The 18131-nt window shown below is 32.8% G+C and carries 20 protein-coding genes, 2 pseudogenes and 1 other annotated feature; of the genes and pseudogenes, 12 read left to right on the forward strand and 10 right to left on the reverse strand.

Annotated elements, in window-relative coordinates; all coding sequences use genetic code 11:
* The first annotated feature begins 244 nt into the window (after positions 1–244).
* From ACQKNC_RS06230 to ACQKNC_RS06240, 3 genes and pseudogenes are all read left to right on the forward strand, one after another.
* Positions 245–1453: an MFS transporter gene (locus ACQKNC_RS06230; protein WP_427423992.1), complete on the forward strand. Its 1209-nt coding sequence runs from the start codon at positions 245–247 to the stop codon at positions 1451–1453.
* Positions 1454–1714: 261 nt separating this feature from the next.
* Positions 1715–2356: a hypothetical protein gene (locus ACQKNC_RS06235; RefSeq protein WP_427423993.1), complete on the forward strand. Its 642-nt coding sequence runs from the start codon at positions 1715–1717 to the stop codon at positions 2354–2356.
* Between the two features lie 79 nt (positions 2357–2435).
* Positions 2436–2696, forward strand: a pseudogene (locus tag ACQKNC_RS06240) (DUF6262 family protein); the annotation flags it as partial.
* Positions 2697–2897: 201 nt separating this feature from the next.
* Here the strand turns inward: ACQKNC_RS06240 and ACQKNC_RS06245 are convergent.
* The 3 genes from ACQKNC_RS06245 to ACQKNC_RS06255 all read right to left on the reverse strand — a co-directional run bounded on the left by ACQKNC_RS06245 (position 2898) and on the right by ACQKNC_RS06255 (position 4273).
* Positions 2898–3275 (reverse strand): enoyl-CoA hydratase, encoded by a 378-nt coding sequence (locus ACQKNC_RS06245; RefSeq protein WP_427423994.1) that lies wholly within the window; start codon positions 3273–3275, stop codon positions 2898–2900.
* A 283-nt stretch (positions 3276–3558) separates the two neighbouring features.
* Complete coding sequence (locus ACQKNC_RS06250; RefSeq protein WP_347792200.1) at positions 3559–3777, reverse strand: helix-turn-helix transcriptional regulator; 219 nt, start codon at positions 3775–3777, stop codon at positions 3559–3561.
* Between the two features lie 10 nt (positions 3778–3787).
* On the reverse strand, positions 3788–4273 hold the full coding sequence (locus ACQKNC_RS06255; RefSeq protein WP_427423995.1) for a DUF2975 domain-containing protein: 486 nt from the start codon (positions 4271–4273) through the stop codon (positions 3788–3790).
* A gap of 180 nt (positions 4274–4453) precedes the next feature.
* Between ACQKNC_RS06255 and ACQKNC_RS06260 the strand changes: the two are divergent.
* Positions 4454–4769, forward strand: a pseudogene (locus ACQKNC_RS06260) (tyrosine-type recombinase/integrase); the annotation flags it as partial.
* A 14-nt stretch (positions 4770–4783) separates the two neighbouring features.
* Here ACQKNC_RS06260 and ACQKNC_RS06265 read toward each other — a convergent pair.
* On the reverse strand, positions 4784–5191 hold the full coding sequence (locus tag ACQKNC_RS06265; RefSeq protein ID WP_427423996.1) for a GNAT family acetyltransferase: 408 nt from the start codon (positions 5189–5191) through the stop codon (positions 4784–4786).
* Positions 5192–5790: 599 nt separating this feature from the next.
* Here ACQKNC_RS06265 and ACQKNC_RS06270 point away from each other — a divergent pair.
* From ACQKNC_RS06270 to ACQKNC_RS06285, 4 genes are all read left to right on the forward strand, one after another.
* On the forward strand, positions 5791–5931 hold the full coding sequence (locus tag ACQKNC_RS06270) for a hypothetical protein (RefSeq protein ID WP_427423997.1): 141 nt from the start codon (positions 5791–5793) through the stop codon (positions 5929–5931).
* 81 nt (positions 5932–6012) lie between these two features.
* Positions 6013–6606 carry a signal peptidase I gene (gene lepB, locus ACQKNC_RS06275; protein WP_427423998.1) on the forward strand — a complete coding sequence of 198 codons (594 nt, stop codon included), beginning with the start codon at positions 6013–6015 and terminating at the stop codon, positions 6604–6606.
* A gap of 226 nt (positions 6607–6832) precedes the next feature.
* Positions 6833–7384, forward strand: coding sequence for a DUF6773 family protein (locus ACQKNC_RS06280; RefSeq protein ID WP_427424330.1), 552 nt, complete (start codon positions 6833–6835; stop codon positions 7382–7384).
* Positions 7350–7544, forward strand: coding sequence for a helix-turn-helix transcriptional regulator (locus ACQKNC_RS06285; protein WP_053482180.1), 195 nt, complete (start codon positions 7350–7352; stop codon positions 7542–7544). The genes ACQKNC_RS06280 and ACQKNC_RS06285 overlap by 35 nt, the downstream gene beginning before the upstream one ends.
* 206 nt (positions 7545–7750) lie before the next feature.
* Here the strand turns inward: ACQKNC_RS06285 and ACQKNC_RS06290 are convergent, their stop codons facing one another.
* Positions 7751–8344 (reverse strand): YdeI/OmpD-associated family protein, encoded by a 594-nt coding sequence (locus ACQKNC_RS06290; RefSeq protein ID WP_427423999.1) that lies wholly within the window; start codon positions 8342–8344, stop codon positions 7751–7753.
* Between the two features lie 323 nt (positions 8345–8667).
* Between ACQKNC_RS06290 and ACQKNC_RS06295 the strand changes: the two genes are divergently transcribed.
* The 3 genes from ACQKNC_RS06295 (at position 8668) to ACQKNC_RS06305 (ending at position 11099) form a co-directional block, all read left to right on the forward strand.
* Complete coding sequence (locus tag ACQKNC_RS06295) at positions 8668–9405, forward strand: hypothetical protein (protein WP_427424000.1); 738 nt, start codon at positions 8668–8670, stop codon at positions 9403–9405.
* A 290-nt stretch (positions 9406–9695) separates the two neighbouring features.
* Positions 9696–10439, forward strand: a complete 744-nt coding sequence (locus ACQKNC_RS06300) for a hypothetical protein (RefSeq protein WP_427424001.1) — start codon at positions 9696–9698, stop codon at positions 10437–10439.
* Between the two features lie 222 nt (positions 10440–10661).
* A complete protein-coding gene (locus ACQKNC_RS06305) occupies positions 10662–11099 on the forward strand; it encodes a GNAT family N-acetyltransferase (protein ID WP_427424002.1) in 438 nt (145 codons plus the stop codon).
* A 129-nt stretch (positions 11100–11228) separates the two neighbouring features.
* Here ACQKNC_RS06305 and ACQKNC_RS06310 read toward each other — a convergent pair whose 3' ends face one another.
* The gene (locus tag ACQKNC_RS06310) at positions 11229–12449 is read right to left on the reverse strand and encodes an MFS transporter (protein ID WP_427424003.1); all 1221 of its coding nucleotides are present in this window, start codon (positions 12447–12449) and stop codon (positions 11229–11231) included.
* Entirely contained in the window at positions 12446–13489 is a 1044-nt protein-coding gene (locus ACQKNC_RS06315) for an ArsR/SmtB family transcription factor (RefSeq protein WP_427424004.1), read from the reverse strand. Before ACQKNC_RS06315 ends, ACQKNC_RS06310 begins: the two co-directional genes overlap by 4 nt.
* Before the next feature lie 883 nt (positions 13490–14372).
* On the opposite strand from ACQKNC_RS06315, the gene ACQKNC_RS06320 reads away from it, so the two are divergent.
* On the forward strand, positions 14373–14642 hold the full coding sequence (locus ACQKNC_RS06320; RefSeq protein ID WP_427424005.1) for a hypothetical protein: 270 nt from the start codon (positions 14373–14375) through the stop codon (positions 14640–14642).
* 137 nt (positions 14643–14779) lie between these two features.
* On the opposite strand, the gene ACQKNC_RS06325 is transcribed toward ACQKNC_RS06320, so the two are convergent.
* The 3 genes from ACQKNC_RS06325 to ACQKNC_RS06335 all read right to left on the reverse strand — a co-directional run bounded on the left by ACQKNC_RS06325 (position 14780) and on the right by ACQKNC_RS06335 (position 17655).
* A complete protein-coding gene (locus tag ACQKNC_RS06325; RefSeq protein ID WP_427424006.1) occupies positions 14780–15028 on the reverse strand; it encodes a hypothetical protein in 249 nt (82 codons plus the stop codon).
* Between the two features lie 577 nt (positions 15029–15605).
* The gene (fumC, locus tag ACQKNC_RS06330; RefSeq protein WP_427424007.1) at positions 15606–16997 is read right to left on the reverse strand and encodes a class II fumarate hydratase; all 1392 of its coding nucleotides are present in this window, start codon (positions 16995–16997) and stop codon (positions 15606–15608) included.
* 442 nt (positions 16998–17439) lie between these two features.
* On the reverse strand, positions 17440–17655 hold the full coding sequence (locus ACQKNC_RS06335; RefSeq protein WP_427424008.1) for a hypothetical protein: 216 nt from the start codon (positions 17653–17655) through the stop codon (positions 17440–17442).
* Positions 17656–17874: 219 nt separating this feature from the next.
* Positions 17875–18074, forward strand: a binding site (T-box leader).
* The last annotated feature ends 57 nt before the right edge of the window (positions 18075–18131 follow it).

The raw sequence follows: 18131 nt of genomic DNA on the forward strand, positions 1-18131 counted from the left end.
AATATACCGAATAAAAAATAAAAGAATCGTAAGGAAAATATGGATAATAATTACTGTTGAAGTGTAATATTTTGAAAAACAACGCTATAATCCATATAAATATTTATTGATGATACAAAACTTGTGATAAATCTAAGTCCCCCAGATTTGTCCGATATATGAAAGGAGTCAAATTTTAATGAATAGTCCAATCTGATATTCCCCTATTAAGCCAAAATTCGAATGAAATATTGGGGGATATATAATGAAATTGAATAGAAATTTTTCTTTATTACTATTGGGTCAGTCACTCGCTAATATAGGCGATGTATTATATATAGTCAGTGTTATAAGTACAATTTTTGTATTAACAGGTACTGCAATTGCAGCATCGTTTGTGCCATTTACAATTGCTTCTTCTATGTTTATATCCAGTCTGCTGACACCTCTTTTGGTTGAAAAATTAAATCTTAAATGGTTACTCGCTGGGTCACAAATTGTAAAGACGATTTTACTCTTTATTCTAGGGTTTATGTTAATTGGTTTAACAGCAGCTAATTATTATTTTATCTTTTTAATAATAGGATTGATTGCTTTTTTTGACGGATGTGCAAATCCAATAAGACAGACATTGACTCCATACTATGTTAAACCTGAACATCTAATTCAAGCTAATGGAATTTCGGAAACTATTACACAGATCATACAAGCAGGTATGTGGTTCGTAGGAAGTTCATTGCTAATTATTATGAGTTCTCAACAACTTATTTGGTTAGTTGGATGTCTATTTGTAATTGCAAGTATATTACTTTGCCTTTTAGAAAGTGTAAACCATGAAACAACCGAGCTGAAAGGGAAACTAGAAAAGATTAAAGAGGGTTGGAAAACTTTATCTAACACTCCAGTATTAAGAAGGATTGCTTGGATAGAATTTTTGGAAACAATTGCAGCAACGGTTTGGATAGCTGCTATTTTATATGTGTTTGTCAACGATGCTTTGAACGTTGATGAAAAATGGTGGGGATTTATCAATGGAGCTAACTTTTTAGGTCTGATTTTAGGAAGTGCTTATTGTATTAAATTTTCTTCTTTTGTTGAAAAGAAAATTGGAACCTTTATTTTTGTCGGTTCATTCGCAAGTTTCTTATTCACAATATTATTTAGCCTAAACAGTATTCCTATGATTTCCTTACTTTTATCGCTCTGTGCAGGGCTTTTTGGACAAATAAAAAAAATTCCTCAACAAACGGTTATACAAACTAGTGTGTCAAAAGAACAGTTGTCAACTGTTTATACCTCATTAGGTGCTATCGGAACTGGGATTTTTGGCGTTGGCTCTCTTGTTATGGGACTAATAGCAGATTTGTTAGGAATTAGAATTGTATTCGTTATTTCGGGGCTATTACTTGCGATAGTAAGTACAATTGCTCATAAAAATAAGCAATTGTTTGTTAGAAATATTCTGGAACAATAAAATTAAAGATGAAGGATTTTATTAGCTATAATGTCCTTTGTTTTTTAATGATAGTTTGTGAAGTGGGACCATCATTTTTGATGGTCTTTTTTATTGAACTTATTGAACTATCAGGGGCTTTTCTTGAAGATCATTGAGTTGCATAGGCAGCTCTTTTTTTCTTTATTGAACTAACGAATCAAGTTACTTCAATAAGAGGACATTGTGTTTAATGACATTTTTAAGAGATACAGGACATACCCTCTTAACGGGAGGTATTGTATGTTAAAAAAGCTAGTGATTATTACTGGAATACTTATAGTGGCAATAGCATTATATATCCTGTTAATTAAATTCTCAGTAGCTGATACTGCTGTTGCAAATAAAGAGAAACAAGTAACTTTAATTACTAAAGAAGAAGAACAAGAGATATCAATATTGAACAGGGTAACTGAAAAAATTCACGAGAAATATGTGGGGGTTGATGTGAAAACAACTTCAAAGAAAGAATTGATGATAAGGGTTGTAGGGGATGAAGAATATTATAATTCCGTAAAAAAGGATATGGAGTCCATTGCAAAAAGTGTAATCAAATCCTCTCCTTTAAAAAACCATAAAGTTGTGTTTGAGAGATGGGATTTATTTAGGATTCCCGAAGAATTTAATAAAGCCGACAAAGAAAATCATCATTTAAGGCTTTTAATGGAAGTTTTTAAAGATTATGAGGTAGTTATAAATATCAGCGCTAACGACCAAAAATCCATTATCATTCATACATCAATAAAAAGTTCTGATAAAGATGCGCATAAGTTATCATTAAAAATCGAAGAGACTGTAAGTAAAATTTTACACTCTAAAGAACTAAATTCCAATGACTCTTATGAAATTAAAATATTAGATGCCAACGGTCAAATAATAAAATAGTCAACTCGGCATCTATTAAAAGGGGAATTACTTCTTTTATATGCCTAAAAATATTAATAAAAAATTTAAAATACTACGTGCTAAAGAAGCTGGCGTAACGAAAGCGACCTTATATAATCATTCTGACATTCGAGAACGCATCGAATTCTTAAGAGATCAACAAGAAAAAGCAAATAGTAATGCAAGAATTAAGCGAGACGAAACAAATCAAGACGCTATGATTGCTTCTCTTAGACGGAGAATTAAGAAATAGGTAGAAAGAATTGAAGAGTTGGAAGATGAAAAAAAATTACGCAAAACAGAAAGTACAGAACTAGCAGATTATATGAAAAATTTATAACAAAGGCTAGGGTAATGAACATTATTACATAGGCCATAATAAAGAGACAGCAATCGCTGTCTCTTACTAAACTAACGCACCCTGTTAGTTTAAGTACATTTCTTCACAAACTATCTGGTTTTACATATATTAACTCTGTTTAGTTATTACAGGAATGCTGCCCCGTAGATGTCGATATTGCTCCCGATATTATAATAAAGTTTAAAGAATTACGCCTGATACATCTCCTGTCAAGACTTCTTTTTCATTCTGATTTTTACATAAAAAAGATGCAACAAACGCTGTTCTATTATTTTCTTGCCTTTCGTATTTCTCAATTTTAACTATACAAAATATTGTATCTCCTGTAAAAACAGGTCTTAAAAACTCAAAACTCGTATTACGAGCCAGTACGTTATGGTCTCCAGCTATTTTTGTTGGCAAAGTTGCCGTTAGTAACCCTTGAATAACAAGTCTTCCTTGTTCATCTGGGGTTATATGATGAATCCCTTCATCCCCTGAAATCTCCGTAAATAATTCAACATCCCTTACTGTAAAAGTTCGTTCAAACGTAATTATATCTCCTGCTTTTAATGACATTATAAACTCCTCCCACTGTCTGGTTAATCACAATGTGAATATTACATCAATACCAGACTATTTAAGGTAATATATTCCACGAAAATCTGAAAAAACCTTCTTCAACTAATCTGCACCGTTAGCCATCCATGAAATGCAAAATCAACACTTCACCACAGAAAATGAAGATAATTAAGTGTTCTTTCATTGGAGTACAATAAGAAAAAAGAGTTGTCGAGGTCTTACTTGGACCTTCCTCTTAAGGGCAAGGCCCAAAGAGGTTAATTAGATTTGTTGTCTGTTTTTATTGAGTGTCTTCGTCATCTTTGTACTCCAAAATATCACCTGGCTGACAATCCAAAGTCTTACATATCGCTTCTAATGTTGAAAAACGAACCGCTTTTGCTTTCCCATTTTTCAGAATAGAAAGATTCGCCATAGTAATTCCAACCCTTTCCGAAAGCTCCGTTACGCTCATTTTTCGTTTTGCTAACATCACATCAATATTAATAATAATTGCCATACCATCCACCTCAGACCGTCAAATCATTTTCTGATTTTATATTAATCGCTTCTTGTAGAAGCCGTTGGAGGATAGCAGCAAAAACGGCAATAATCAACGAAGCAAAAATGATGATGAGTCCCATTATTCCAATAGGAGGGTCAACTTTCTTTGCTATAAAATGGAAGAGTGGCAAACCTAATACATACAAACCACTGATTATAATCGCACAGCACTTTATGTTCTTTAACGACTTTACAGATAATTCCGAAAAAGCTGCATTCTCGTCAATGTACCGTAAAAGATTAACAGCCTGATAAAGAGCAAAGTAAAAAGGCACAGCTGATCCATACATCACGATGAAAATGAGATATTTCATTAAGGAAATATTTGGATACAATTTTGATGCGAAATTCGCCATATGGGGAACTAAAAATATACATAAAGCAAGAACTGCAATTCCAACCAGAAAAATAATTACCTTTAAGAAAGTTGTTGAACCTCGTTTAACATTCATATTAAGCACCTCACTTATTTAATAACATTATAAACTTAACACACAGTTTATCGTTTTGCGATAAATAAGTATTGTTTTTAATTGTATTATTATTGTTATTTATATATCTTTTTAATTTTGACATTCATTAAAATATTCACAATAAAAAAACTCAACCCATAATTAATGGATCGAGTTATAAATAAAGAAAGAGAAGTTTACTTTAATACCCGCTGTGATATTTGGTTTAAAAGCTACATTGAAAGTCGTCTAGATAGAGATCCAGCAATTTTTGTTACTGAAAGAAATCCACATCGTATGAGTATTGCGCAAATGAGGTATATCAGTAAACGAATCTCCAGTCGTGCTGGAATTAAGAAAGATATACACCCCAATCAATAAAGACATAGTTACGACTACATACCTATTAAACAATGGTGCACCCATTGAAGTAATTCAAAGTTTAATGGGCCATGAAAAAAGTGAAACTACTCGGATTTATGCACCCGTTACTTGAAGTAAGTTTTTAAGTTAAATCCACTTTTCCATAAATATTAATTCATCTTTTTTAAAACCTTGTTTTTCATAAAATCCTTGAACCTTCTCATTACTTAACTCAATTAAAAGGTTAATTTTTTCACATCCAATTTTTTTAAAACGACATTCCAATTCCTCGATAATTTGATGCCCAATATTTCTTCCTTGGTACTCAGGGTCAACAGCTAAATGGTTAATCCATCCTCTTCTTCCATCAAAACGACCCATCACTACGCCAATAATTCGAGAATCTTCCTCTAATACAAAAAATAACTCTGAGTCTCTTTTTAATTTTCCCTTCATTCCATCATAGGTATCTGAATGGGAAAGAATTAGTCCAGCTTTTTCCCACAAATCAATCACAGAATCAAAATCTAATAAAGTAAATTCTCGAAAAGCCATATGTTATCCCCCTTTATCTTTGTATAAAAATACCAAAAACATATAATTATTCAATATAAATTTTTATATTTTATTGAACTAACCTGCGCCGTTAGTCGAGTAAGACAAGATAAAACAACAATCATTACGAACAGAATATTTATATACTTACATTTGAAGGTTTTCACCCTAAGATAATATAAGAGTTGTTTTTTATTTATTCATGAACAATATACTTTCTTCCAGAAAAAACATAGCAGTTGATTTTTGGCATTTTATGATATTGCATATTATCGGTATTAAAGAGTATGTCACCATAGAAATGGTTCTATGTTCTGTGGCTATTGGATTATTAGCTCCAAAACACCCCCCCATATTTGGCGATGAACAAAACAAATAACATTACATAATATAGAAACATGAAATATTTATCTTCATTCAGTCAAACAACTACTGAATGAAGATAAAGCCTCCGGCGGATGTCATGGATTTTGAAAGGAATGAATTGTGCCGGCACAATTCAAAATCCAGACTCAATTACGCCAAGGCGAAATTGATAAAAAAAGGATGATGTATTATTTCTATAGTAAGAACTGGTACCCTTCCTAGCGGAGAAATACATGACGGATTCGAAGATATTGATGTTGTTTGGGACATCGATCGTTGGGAGAATGACGGCGGTAGAAGTCTTGGAACGAGTTCGAGGACGTGAAAAGGCTGCCTGTATTAGATGGAGAGGGAGACAACTTGTCTCCCTTTAAAAATGTTATGTTTGATTGTTTTATTGAAACTATTTTCCTTTTTTTTCGTATTAAATAAGAGAAACAATGGGAGGTGAGATTTTGGAGGAAAAAATACAGGGAAAACAAAAAAATGAGTTTTTTGAATGGGTAAAGGCAATTGCATTCGGTTTATTGGTGGCATTTTTAATCAAGCAGTTTTTATTTACGCCAGTACTCGTAAAAGGTGCTTCTATGATGCCGACACTGGAAGACAAAGACCGTGTTATTATTAACAAAATCGGTCCAAAATTTAAGTCGATTGATCGGTTTGACATTGTTGTTATTGAAAATGTTCTTCTTCAAAAGAATGAAGAAGAAAATATTATTAAACGTATCATTGGTCTACCAGGGGATAAAATCGAGTATAAGGATGATCAATTATACATAAACGGAGAGAAATTCAGTGAACCTTATTTAGACCAAAAAAAGAAAGAATTAAAAGATTCTGGGTCACTTACTTATGATTTTACGCTAGAACAAGATTTAGGTGAAATTACCGTACCTGAAGGACATTACTTTGTATTAGGTGATAATCGTCGTGTAAGTAATGATAGTAGAAATCCTGAGATAGGGTTCATACCTAAAGAAAAAATAATGGGTACAACAAGTATCGTTTGTTGGCCGTTCGAGCATATTGACTTCAGGCTTAAATAAATTGAGCCTCAAAACTTTATAGCTTGATAAAGATAATATACATGACCACTCCACAATGAGTGGTTTTTTGTTTTGTCATTTTTTAAATCGACATCTAGGTAGCGAACGCACAAAGGGTATCATTGCATTAATGAAAGATATAATTAACTTAATGCAATATATACATTGCAAAAAGACAAATATTCTGTATAATTAAAATCATAAAATAAGAGGAGGGAAAATATTGATGTTTTGGAAAAGTAAACACTTAGATGAACGAGTTAAAAATCAGCAAAATAAAATTTACAAAGAGATTTTTTTCTTTGTCCTATTAATATGTTTAATATCGATCCTAATAAAATTCATAACAGTGGGAGTATCCTCACAAAATGTATTAACAGAGCGGTTGATTTTAATATTCTCAGCTGTTTATTATTGTGGCAGGGCAGCCTATCTCGGGATATTTACTGATGAAGTAGAGATTCACGATAGTGCAAGTAAATTTAAATTAAGTACTAAATTTATTATTTTCGGTGTGACTATTGGCATGGTTATTGCAATTATTATGGGTGTTAACAGTGCATTCAACTATGCAGAAAGCACTTCACAAGCAATATATTTTTTCTTTATGGTATTTTTTGTATCACTGTTCATGTATTCATCATTTATTGCCGGAATTTTAATCATATTTTATGGGCTTGCTAAAAAGAAAAGTGATCGAGTTATTCAAAGAATGTTAGAAGATGAAGATAGTGGTGATCAATGTGAAAAACATACGCTTAAAAATGGCTCGAATTGAACACGATTTATCACAAGGTGAATTGGCTGAAAAAGTGGGGGTCACTAGACAAACAATTGGTTTAATTGAATTAGGTAAATACAACCCGACTTTAAATTTATGTATTGCTATATGTAAAACGTTAAATAAAACCCTAGATGAATTGTTCTGGGAGGAGTAAAATTTAGGATTAAAAAGCTGGAAAAGATTCAGTGATATCCGAGGATTGGCAGAACAGAAGTATAAACGTGTTATTATTTTATTAAAGAGGCTATCGACTAAGGTGCTGCACCCCAAAAGTTAGATTTATTACTCTAATTTTTGGGGTGCAGCACCTTTCTTAATTTTGAAATTGGACTTTATATTTAAAGGCGTGACTCAATAAACCTAATCATTTAATCCTTTTCCATCGAGAATTTGCTGCGTGCATTTTTCAATTCTTGACACGCGCGTTTTGGATTGTTTAGGTTGAGAAAAATGTAGAATATATGCTCTTTGTCGCCCTGGTGTTAATTCTTCAAAAGCAGTTTTCAAGGTAGGCATTTCATCGAATTTATTGTGAAGTTCTTCAGGAATTATGTATTCCTTATGCTCTTTCATTGGCACTTCTAAACCTGATTTTTCAACTTCAATGGCTTCATGAATATAGTCTTTTATGATGGTTTCCATTCCAACTATTTCTTGAACATTGGTGAAACGAATTTGGCGCGCCGCCTGTACATTTTCCGTTTGTTGAATTAAAATCCCTTGTGCATCCTTTAACAAGGCGCCTTTGTGAAACAGAAGCGCACAATAATCTTTAAATCCATGTATTAACACGATGTTCTTGTTCTCAAGAGTGTAACAAGGATGCATCCATTTATATTCTTCAGTCAGCTCACAGTCAAGAACGATATTTCTCAATACTGCATACTCTTCCTGCCACTTTTTAGCTTTACTTAAAAATTCATCAACCTTCGGATTCACTTTACTATTTATCATCTAGGAACACCCCTCTACAATTTATTAATCAGCTAATAATAATTTCTCTAATCGATTTATAATAAAACATTAAATAGTGTCATGTCTAGCTAAAAATAGGGAACTAAAATCGCTAATCTACAAAGAATTAACGATGAGTTTTATTTTTGCTAGTAGAGCGATGAAGTGTGGAGGTAAATGATTACAATATGGAATAGAGAAACTGACAATGAAAATATATTGAGATTTTTTACATCGTTTAATTGGGATTGGTAGAACATCGTATTATTGGTATATAATACTAAGAGAAAATGTTTTCTAAAATAAAGCTGAGGGGGAGAATAATGAAAAAATTTTTTATTGTGTTATTAGCAGCGTTTGCATTTGCAGTAGTAAATCCTACAAAATCAGAAGCGAAAGTGATGTATGATGGAGCAGAAGTTGTAAAAGATCAAACGGGAAAAATGACCTTTAAAAAAGACATTAAAGTATACAAGAAAAATCCAGATGGTTCGTTTGATTCGTTAGTGGTTAAGCGAAATAACTTCTTTAGAACGTATGATATCGAGAAATATGATGGCAAAACATTTTACCAAATGGGGCAATATCGCGTACAAGCAACGGATTTGGTAGTTTTCAAAGAAGTACCATTAAAAATTCGTTCATCTTTCTATAACAATCCAACTTATATCATTATTAATCGTGATGGTAATTATGGAGCCGGATCTTACGGAATGTGGTTCAAAGGAAAAAACCCAGGTATTTCTATTACAAATAATGGACAACTACTTTCTTATTGTTCTGGCGGTGAGTGTGTTCAGTATCCTGGTACAGATCTTAAAATCGCTGAGACAATATCGAGAGAAAGAGAAGTACGGTTCGAGTTAATAAAAGATGCAGGTGGGAAAAGCACTCCTTTAAATGGAGCTAAAATTGAAACAATCCATAAAAAGGGAAGTATTGTTCTTTCATGGGGTGAGGAAATTAGTGGTTATCTATTTGTCAGCGTGGATGAAAATGACGCTCACGCTCTGAATGTTTGGATTCCGGTGAATGCATTAAAGCCAGTTGGAGATAAGTGATAGATTAGGAATTATATATAGCTCTCTTAAATTTTGTTAAGGGAGCTTTTTTATATGGGTTATTGATATTGGGATAGGATGTTTTGCTTAATGAACGAGATCGTCTTCCACAATTAATAAGTAGTAGACCTAAATTAAAAATTGACTTGGATGAAATCATGTTATGGAAAAACACTCTATTTTTGTTGTTTTTTTGACATCCTTAATTTCGATTGATAAAATATTACGTTATTAGTATTTAATACTATAATCTTATGTTTTCTATAATAAAGCTTAGTAGGGGGAGAATAATGAAAAAATTATTTATTATGCTACTAGCAGCATTTGTATTAGCAGTAGTAAGTCCAGCAAAATCAGAAGCGAAAGTGATGTATGATGGAGCAGAAGTTGTAAAAGAGCAAACAGGAAAAATGACCTTTAAAAAAGACATCAAAGTATACAAGAGAAATCCAAATGGAACATTTGATTCGTTAGTGGTCAAACAAAATAACTTCTTTAAAACGTATGATATTGAAAAATATGAAGGCAAAACATTCTATCATATGGGGCAATATCGAGTACAAGCAACGGATTTGGTAGTTTTTAAAGAAGTACCAATAAAGATTCGTGCTTCTTTCTATAACAATCCAACTTATGTTGTTATTAATCGTGATGGTAATTATAATTACGGATATTACGGAAAATATTTCAATGAAACGGGTGATTCTTCATACGTGGATTTAAATAATGAACAATTTAAGTATTGCGTGAGCAATGGAGTAGATTGGTTATGTGAGAAGTATCCTGGTACAGATCTTAAAATCTTCGAGACAACAATGAGACAAATTGACGTGCGTTATGAGCTAACAGAAAATGCAGAAGCAAAACACACTCCATTAAAAGAAGCTAAACCTGAAATAATGTTTGAAAAGGGAAGCATTTTTTCATCAGATAGTATTGAAGTTAATGGTTATCTATTGGTAAGATTTGAGGGAGAAGTCAGATATCTTGGTTGGCTTCCTGTAAATTTATTAAAGCCAGTTGGAGATAAGTGATAGATTATGAATTATATATAGCTCTCTTAATAAATATTTATTAAGGGGGCTATTTTTGGGTTTGTTAATATGCAAATAGAATGTTTGTTAAGCTTAGAGTGAATTTTTTATGAATGAGCAAAAGATGAAGAATCCAGGAGGGTTAATTTACCAGGGTAGGTGTTTCTTTTGTTACTAAAATTTTTTATATAATATTTGTAAGTGGATAGGAAGGTATTATAAATGGAAATTAGAAAGCCTAGCAACTCAGAACTAGAAGAAATTATAGCTCTTTCACCACAGGCTTTATTTGATGGTACACTTGGCGGAGTAAGAGCAACAAACGAAAAAGTTAGAAACCTTATAGAACCTCTTCTTAAAAAAGGGTGCTATTATTTGATAGCAACAGAGAATAATGAGTTAATGGGATGGATCTTGATTGGGGAAAACAAAGACCAATTTACGGAACAATTAAACGGGTTTATTTATGAGCTATTTGTAAAAGAGTCATTTAGAGGTAAAGGAATTTCCAAAGAATTAATGAATGTTGCCATTGAACAATTAAGTCAGGAAGGGTATTCCGAAGTCAGACTTAGTGCTTACGTAGGGAATAATGCTATTAAACTATATGAAAAAATGGGATTTAGTTTAAGAACAGTAAGTATGAAATTACAGTTATAAAAGTAGTTTCGCTTATTTAAAACTAAAAAGACAATGACCAGGCGCTCATAAAATTTGAATTTGAGTACCTGGTCTTTTAGTATTGAATTATTACATTGTACATAAAAATTATCCTATAAAAAATATTTATTAGTTTGCCTGTGTTTTTTCCTCCCAAGGATTTTCTTTTCTAGAGAGTGAAACAAAGAAGTAAAACAATCCAGGAATAAGAATCAACAAACCTATAATAATATATGTTTGTCGTGTACTTAAATTCAAAAATGTTGAAGAAGCAAATATAATTCCTAATGGCATTGTGATTCGAAGAAATAGTAAGCGAACTGAACTTAATTGTGTTAAGCGATCTCTCGGAGCTTCCCGTTGAAAAACTGCTGCACTTTGAGAATTAAAAAGAGGGAATAAAATCCCGCCAGTAAGTTCACAAACCCAAGCCAAAGGAATTGTATGAACAAAAAACAGAAGTACAAACGATAGTCCTCCTCCAATTAAACCTAGGTACATCGTTTTGTTTGTTTTTGGTAATTTCGATAGCATTAACGTTCCAATGACATAACCGACTGGAAAAGAACCAGAAAAAATGGCATATTCCCAATAATCCCCTCCTAGGTTTTCCAGTATAAAAGGAATATTAATAACCAACGTAGCCCCGACAGCGAATTGGACGGTTGAAGAAAGAATCGTGAGGTGTAATAGGTTTCGATAATTAAAAAATGTCCTATAACCTTCTTTCATTTCTGACCACCAAATTTTTTTTGTCCAAGTTGCTACTCTCTCTTTACTTGATTGAGGTATACGTGAGAGTGCTAGAAAACTAACTAAGAACATAGCAGAGGAAAAAATATAAATGAAATGCAGAGGGCTGACTAATAAAAGTAAGGATGTAGCCCCAGGAGCGATAAAACTCATAAGTCGTATAGTTCCATCTAATAAGCCATTAGCTTCGACAAGTTCTTCTTTTTTACAAATTTCAGGTAGTAATGAAAAAGATAGACTTGCGTAAATAGGCTGCATTAATCCTAGAAGACATTGCAAAATAATCAATCCCAAGATTGTTCCCACATGTGTACTAATTAAATAGCCAACTAAGGGAAGAATGTAGGCCCCTGCACGGATTAACTGTATGTTTTTAAGCATTTTTTCTTTTACCACATGGTTTAGAAAGGGAGCACTAATCCCTTGTAAAATTAACGAAGGAATAAAATAAACAAGCCACAGTACTCCCATCCATTCTTTAGAGCCTGTTACCTCATACAGTAACAAACCATTAATAATTCCACCAGCTGCTCCCCCAAATTCTGAAACAATTTCACCTATCCACAGTGATTTAAATGACTTAGAGTATTTTTTCATATATGAACTCCAAGATATTGAGTAAGGCGTCCAGAAAAAGCGTTTATCTGTGTTAGATTTACTGAATAGGTACCTTTATCAACTCGTACAAATCTTGCTGCTTTTAATATAGAAAGCTGATGATGTAATGTTGTTTTAGAAATATTAAATTGCATACTCAACTCTTGAAGGGATAAAGGTCCTTTTAGAAGTTGATAAAGTAATTTTAATCGGAGCTCATCTCCTAATGCCTTGTGACCACGAATTAATTCATTGGGTGGGACCCCTGTCTTTAATAAATATTCTTCATTTAAAGGATAAAAGAAGAGTTTAGTATCAGGTGTTCGTTTTTCTAAAATCCAAGGACGATAGGATACATGCGGAATTAATTTGACAGTCCAAACAGAAGGCTCAGGTATATACTTAATTCCACCAGTAATTCGTTCTATTTCCTCAATAGGTCTTGTTACATCAAGTGAACCATGCTGTTTCTGTTCAAATGTAAGTGCCTGAGTCCACTTTTCCCATGCTTCTTGTTGGCTTATCCATTTGTGCCACTCATTCAGAATAGAATTAAATAATTCACAAATCTCTTGATGTGAATAGTTAGCAAGATTTTGAACATATCTACATAAGTAGTCGTGGTCTTCAAAATATGTAGCATATTTTATAAATCCTTCAGCATGATTATGCTCAATTGCTGTCTCTTTTCTTATATGCTCAGTATGACGATCCTTGTAAGGTAAAAGAGTTTCATAAAAACAATCAATCGAAATTTCCGAAAGGCATTTCGAAAATTCTTGAACCGAGGATGCAGATATTTTGTTTTGAAGCATAATTAGTCCATACCAGAAATCAGTCTCTTCTATCACTCTCAATTGATTTAATAATGAAATTGGCATTGAATCTTGTTCTATTAACCATTTTTCATCTAACTCAAATGTATGACGAAGTTTTGCATGTGTATAGCCTGCAATCCCAAGAATTACCTCCCAAACAGGGGAGGATTCAACTTGTAAAGAAATGGTTTCAATTTGCTGTGGTGAATAAAGATGTTTCATAAAGTAGCCTCCTTATTATCATTAAATAAATTCTAATATATTCGAATTGTATATTCATTAATTTTTGGATATTATAGATATCTTTTCTCATCTTTGTATTCATAGTGTAATGTAATATTTATATATGAAATAAAATAGCCACTCATTTGAGTGACCTAATTTTTGGCTAAACTATCCTCATAGCAATATTTATATAGTTCCGCAGTGACATAACAATCATGTAAAGCATCATGAGATTTTAATTCATTTAACTTTAAAAAGATCTAAACAAAGCACTGTGCCGAGCAGTGCTATTTTTAATAATGATGTAAGCTATTCTTATAATTGACCAACAAAAAAGATTGAAGCATATTAGCCTCAATCTTTCTTACTCACACATTCCTGTATACACGCTCGCCGTATTTTAATAGCCTCTATCTAGCCCCAAAATCATGCTGTAATATACATTAATTTGCTAGGTGTACAGGGGAGCTCATTATCTAAAACATTAATATACCAACGTTTTGTCAGCTTTATGTGTGCAACTTACATTAGTTTTATTTTACATTTGGTAAAATAATTGAACACTTTTTCTATAACTCTTTAACTGCTGTAAAACAATGTCATCAATTTTATGGCGCGCTCACTGTTTTGTGTCTTAGTGGTTCCAACACCGTTATTTCCTCTGTGACGCTCAATAGTAATTGTTCGATTATTAAAGTCAAAAAAGTTTCAGTGATTTGTTGGGGGTTAATAATAATTATTTATCAGCTATCTTAAAAAAGAAGACATCCATCTCCAATGTTGGCTAAGAAAATCTCCAATGAATAGATTCTAAAATTGAAGATTTTTTTATACAGATATTGTTCACAAAAGTTAACCAAAAATAAAAGAGGAGAAAAAAATGTTACCAGCACATATTGAAGTAAATCTTGATAAAGTAGCTATTCGACAATATATCAAGCAAAATTTGAATGAAGTGGTAAGAGAGGTTCTTTGGTTAGTCGATATAGACAAAATGGCTGATTTAAAGTGTATGTCTCCTCGATGGTTAGAAGAAGTAATTATTTGTGATGTGCGAATGAAAACAATTGAAATAAAGAAGAATTGTAAGCGATGGTGGCCATATCGAAAAGCCTTTGGAATTATAAGTGAAATTACAAGTGAGTGGTGAAATTACACAGTTTGGCGGCGTGTGTACAGGGAGTAGGTGATTCTACGAGAGAATTAGTTGGAGACTGCAGAAGCGTTATTATAGATTATCTCTAACAAAGAGTACTATTAATTAGTACTCTTTGAATAAAATACAACTTATATTTTGTTTTGAGCTACAATCTTAATATTTTCTGGAGGTATAATACTTTGAATGTTTTCCTTTAAATCTTCGATAATCATTTCTTCAATATGTTCTAAGGAAACTTCAAAATGTAAACATTCAACTGTTTCAATATTTAATAACGAGTAGTTGTCAATTTTTTTGAAAACTAAATACTGTGATTTTTCCGTTATTAATATACATCCTGATCGTATGCCTATATTACGTTGATCTTCAAATTTCATAAAATAATCTCCTTGTTAATTTTGGTAATTATTTTACTATAGGACGATACTAGTGTCTACCTAATTTACAAGAATATGCAAATTGATAAAATTTGATTTTCAAATGTAAAGTTTACAAAATCGTAATTTGAGAGAAAGAGGTGAAAACTAATAATCAATTATATAAAATTTTTTTAGGTGGTACTTCAATGAGTATATGGGGTGATTCTTATAAAAACACAATAAGAGAATTTTATGACTTATATAGAAGATTGGAATGTTTTATCGAAAAAGTTGAATTAGGCAAATACAATGAATTCTAAATGCACTGTACTGAGCAGTGCTATTTTTTTATGATGTAAGCTATTCTTATAATCGACCTTTAAAAAAAGATTGAAGCAGTTAGCTCCAATCCGTAATAACTCACACATTCCTGTACACACGCTCGCCTATTTTGTTAGCACTAAACTAGCCCCAATTAGCCCCAAAAACTTGCTGTAATATACAATAACTTGCCTTGGTCAAAAGAGAGCCCATTACCTCAAAATGTTGATATATCAATGTTTTGTCAGCTTGATGCGTTCAACTTACATTCTTATCATTTTACATTTGGATAAATCATCGTCGCAGGGTCCACATATTCATCGAATTGTTCCTCTGTTAGTAAACCAGATGCTATCGCAGCTTCTTTTAATGTTGAGCCTTCTTTATGGGCTTTCTTCGCAATTTTTGCCGCATTTTCATAGCCGATATAAGGGTTTAGGGCAGTTACAAGCATTAATGAGTTTCGTAAATTATGGTCAAGTACTTCTTTATTTGGCTCAATTCCAACAGCGCAATTATCATTAAATGATTTCATTGTGTCTGCTAGTAGGCGAGTTGATTGTAAGAAGTTATAGATAATTACTGGCTTGAAGACATTCAGCTCAAAATTACCTTGGGAAGCGGCAAAGGCAATTGTTGAATCATTGCCTACGACTTGTGTAACAACCATCGTCATCGCTTCACTTTGAGTTGGATTTACTTTACCAGGCATAATGGATGAGCCTGGCTCGTTTTCTGGAATTGTAATTTCACCGATACCTGAACGAGGCCCACTTGCTAACCAGCGAACATCATTGGCAATTTTCATCAAGTCAGCTGCAAGAGCCTTTAATGCACCGTGTGCAACAACGGCTTCATCATGACTCGTTAGAGCATGGAATTTATTTGCTGCAGAAGTAAAATGTTTTCCTGTCAATTCACTAATTTCCGCTGCAACACGCTCCCCAAATTCGGGATGTGCGTTAATACCCGTACCAACTGCTGTTCCACCAATTGCTAGTTCCTTCATATATTCAATATTTTGGACAATCATTTGGTCAGATTTAGCAAGCATTGCTACCCAGCCACTAATTTCTTGACCTAAAGTTAAAGGTGTAGCGTCTTGTAAATGTGTACGACCAATTTTAATAATATCTTTAAATTTCTCTGCTTTGTCATCAAGTGTTGCTTTTAGTAAGCGTAGTCGAGGCAGTAAAAAATCTTCAACTTTTAACACTGCAGCAATATGCAAAGCTGTAGGGAAAGTATCGTTTGAACTTTGAGACTTATTGACATCATCGTTTGGATGAATGCGTTCAGCCTCTCCAGCATTTTGTAAAAGTTGGTTTGCACGGTGCGCAATTACTTCATTGACGTTCATATTTGACTGTGTACCACTACCAGTTTGCCAAACTACAAGAGGGAATTGATCGTCCCATTGACCTTTTAAAATTTCATCAGCTGCTTGCACAATCGCATTTGTTTTTATATCTGATAGCTTACCTAATTTATTATTAGCGATCGCAGCACTTTTCTTTAAAATTGCCATAGCTTGAATTAGTTCAATAGGCATTTGCTCTGTTCCAATTTGGAAATTTTCTTTACTGCGCTGCGTTTGAGCACCCCAAATTTTATCTGCAGGTACTTTAATTTCACCCATAGTGTCTTTTTCAATACGATAATCCATGTAAAACAGCTCCTTTATTTATGTAAATCTCTCCAATTAGTAAAGATCAATTATGCCTTGACCTAGTTGTAGCTGACGCTTTGCTTTCGCTACAGAAAACATTGCGCTTTCGCGCAGATAAACAATGCGTCCGGATTCGGCATTGTGCTTACACAAAGAATTACTTTCCGCTAAATGAAGTTAAAAAAACGGATATTCTTAGTCTGATGTAAGAATATCCGTTTGATACATGCTTATTTCAAAAAAGAGGGGGATTCTGAAGTAAGCAATTCGGAGATAAGAAATAATCTATTGATAATGATAATTGTTATCAATTAAAAAGTCAACTTCTTTGCTTTATGTGATTTGCAGTGATTTTTTTTCTTAAAGTTCGAATCCCGCTTTTTTTTAAGAGTAAAAACGCTATCGATAAACGATAGCGTTGGTAGATAAAGGGAAAGAGCTATCTCTTTTTCTTCCCAATTTCTTTTAATGGTTGTTTTTTAGGCACTTTTTCAAAAATGATACTTACGTGATAACTGTTGTCTTCTATTTGAAGAATCTGAACAACTTTTGCTTTACGTCCTTTAATTTTAATGTTCTCTTCGATTGTAGGTAGACTTACTAGTAGTTGGCTTAAAACGGAAGTCTTGTTTTCATAAAAATGAGTTACAAACATATCTTTTTCTCCTTATAACTTTTTTATTTAAAAGCCTGAGTTTTACCTTCCTTAGTCGTTCGTATGTGATGTAAAAGAGACAGAGTTGTTAATTAGCGGGGGAAGGTTTTACTCAATGTATGATAAGGGCTTATAATATAGAACATTTGATATACTGCAGGGAACTCTATTTTGGAACCTTGACGAAATAGTAAAAATCAATTATGATGTATCGAAAATAAATTAACAATGATTGGAAGTAGTAATGAATGTAGTTTGCTTTAGAGAGATGATGGCTGGTGGAAATCATTGCAAACCATTTATGAACTCGACCAGGAGTTTTTATGCTGAATGTAGTAGGCATAAACGGCTGCTACCGTTATAGTAAAGTGAGCTTATTAGCTAATCAGAGTGGTACCGCGGATAACTTCGTCTCTATGTTTTTTTGAGACGAGGTTTTTTTATTTTGGGAAATTGTGAGACACTCCAATGCTGAA

It is taken from the genome of Lysinibacillus sp. NPDC094177, from assembly GCF_050279145.1.
In the GTDB taxonomy this organism is placed as follows: Bacteria; Bacillota; Bacilli; order Bacillales_A; family Planococcaceae; genus Lysinibacillus.

What these genes read in the sequence shown, in the direction of transcription:
- ACQKNC_RS06230 (WP_427423992.1), top strand. Translation starts at nt 245, where the DNA reads ATGAAATTGAATAGAAATTTTTCTTTATTACTATTGGGTCAGTCACTC.
- ACQKNC_RS06335 (WP_427424008.1), bottom strand. Translation starts at nt 17,655, where the DNA reads ATGTTTGTAACTCATTTTTATGAAAACAAGACTTCCGTTTTAAGCCAA.
- ACQKNC_RS06295 (WP_427424000.1), top strand. Translation starts at nt 8,668, where the DNA reads ATGAAAAAATTTTTTATTGTGTTATTAGCAGCGTTTGCATTTGCAGTA.
- ACQKNC_RS06255 (WP_427423995.1), bottom strand. Translation starts at nt 4,273, where the DNA reads ATGAATGTTAAACGAGGTTCAACAACTTTCTTAAAGGTAATTATTTTT.
- ACQKNC_RS06250 (WP_347792200.1), bottom strand. Translation starts at nt 3,777, where the DNA reads ATGGCAATTATTATTAATATTGATGTGATGTTAGCAAAACGAAAAATG.
- ACQKNC_RS06235 (WP_427423993.1), top strand. Translation starts at nt 1,715, where the DNA reads ATGTTAAAAAAGCTAGTGATTATTACTGGAATACTTATAGTGGCAATA.
- ACQKNC_RS06325 (WP_427424006.1), bottom strand. Translation starts at nt 15,028, where the DNA reads ATGAAATTTGAAGATCAACGTAATATAGGCATACGATCAGGATGTATA.
- ACQKNC_RS06245 (WP_427423994.1), bottom strand. Translation starts at nt 3,275, where the DNA reads ATGTCATTAAAAGCAGGAGATATAATTACGTTTGAACGAACTTTTACA.
- ACQKNC_RS06265 (WP_427423996.1), bottom strand. Translation starts at nt 5,191, where the DNA reads ATGGCTTTTCGAGAATTTACTTTATTAGATTTTGATTCTGTGATTGAT.
- ACQKNC_RS06305 (WP_427424002.1), top strand. Translation starts at nt 10,662, where the DNA reads ATGGAAATTAGAAAGCCTAGCAACTCAGAACTAGAAGAAATTATAGCT.
- ACQKNC_RS06310 (WP_427424003.1), bottom strand. Translation starts at nt 12,449, where the DNA reads ATGAAAAAATACTCTAAGTCATTTAAATCACTGTGGATAGGTGAAATT.
- ACQKNC_RS06290 (WP_427423999.1), bottom strand. Translation starts at nt 8,344, where the DNA reads ATGATAAATAGTAAAGTGAATCCGAAGGTTGATGAATTTTTAAGTAAA.
- fumC (WP_427424007.1), bottom strand. Translation starts at nt 16,997, where the DNA reads ATGGATTATCGTATTGAAAAAGACACTATGGGTGAAATTAAAGTACCT.
- ACQKNC_RS06320 (WP_427424005.1), top strand. Translation starts at nt 14,373, where the DNA reads ATGTTACCAGCACATATTGAAGTAAATCTTGATAAAGTAGCTATTCGA.
- ACQKNC_RS06315 (WP_427424004.1), bottom strand. Translation starts at nt 13,489, where the DNA reads ATGAAACATCTTTATTCACCACAGCAAATTGAAACCATTTCTTTACAA.
- ACQKNC_RS06280 (WP_427424330.1), top strand. Translation starts at nt 6,833, where the DNA reads ATGTTTTGGAAAAGTAAACACTTAGATGAACGAGTTAAAAATCAGCAA.
- ACQKNC_RS06270 (WP_427423997.1), top strand. Translation starts at nt 5,791, where the DNA reads ATGACGGATTCGAAGATATTGATGTTGTTTGGGACATCGATCGTTGGG.
- ACQKNC_RS06300 (WP_427424001.1), top strand. Translation starts at nt 9,696, where the DNA reads ATGAAAAAATTATTTATTATGCTACTAGCAGCATTTGTATTAGCAGTA.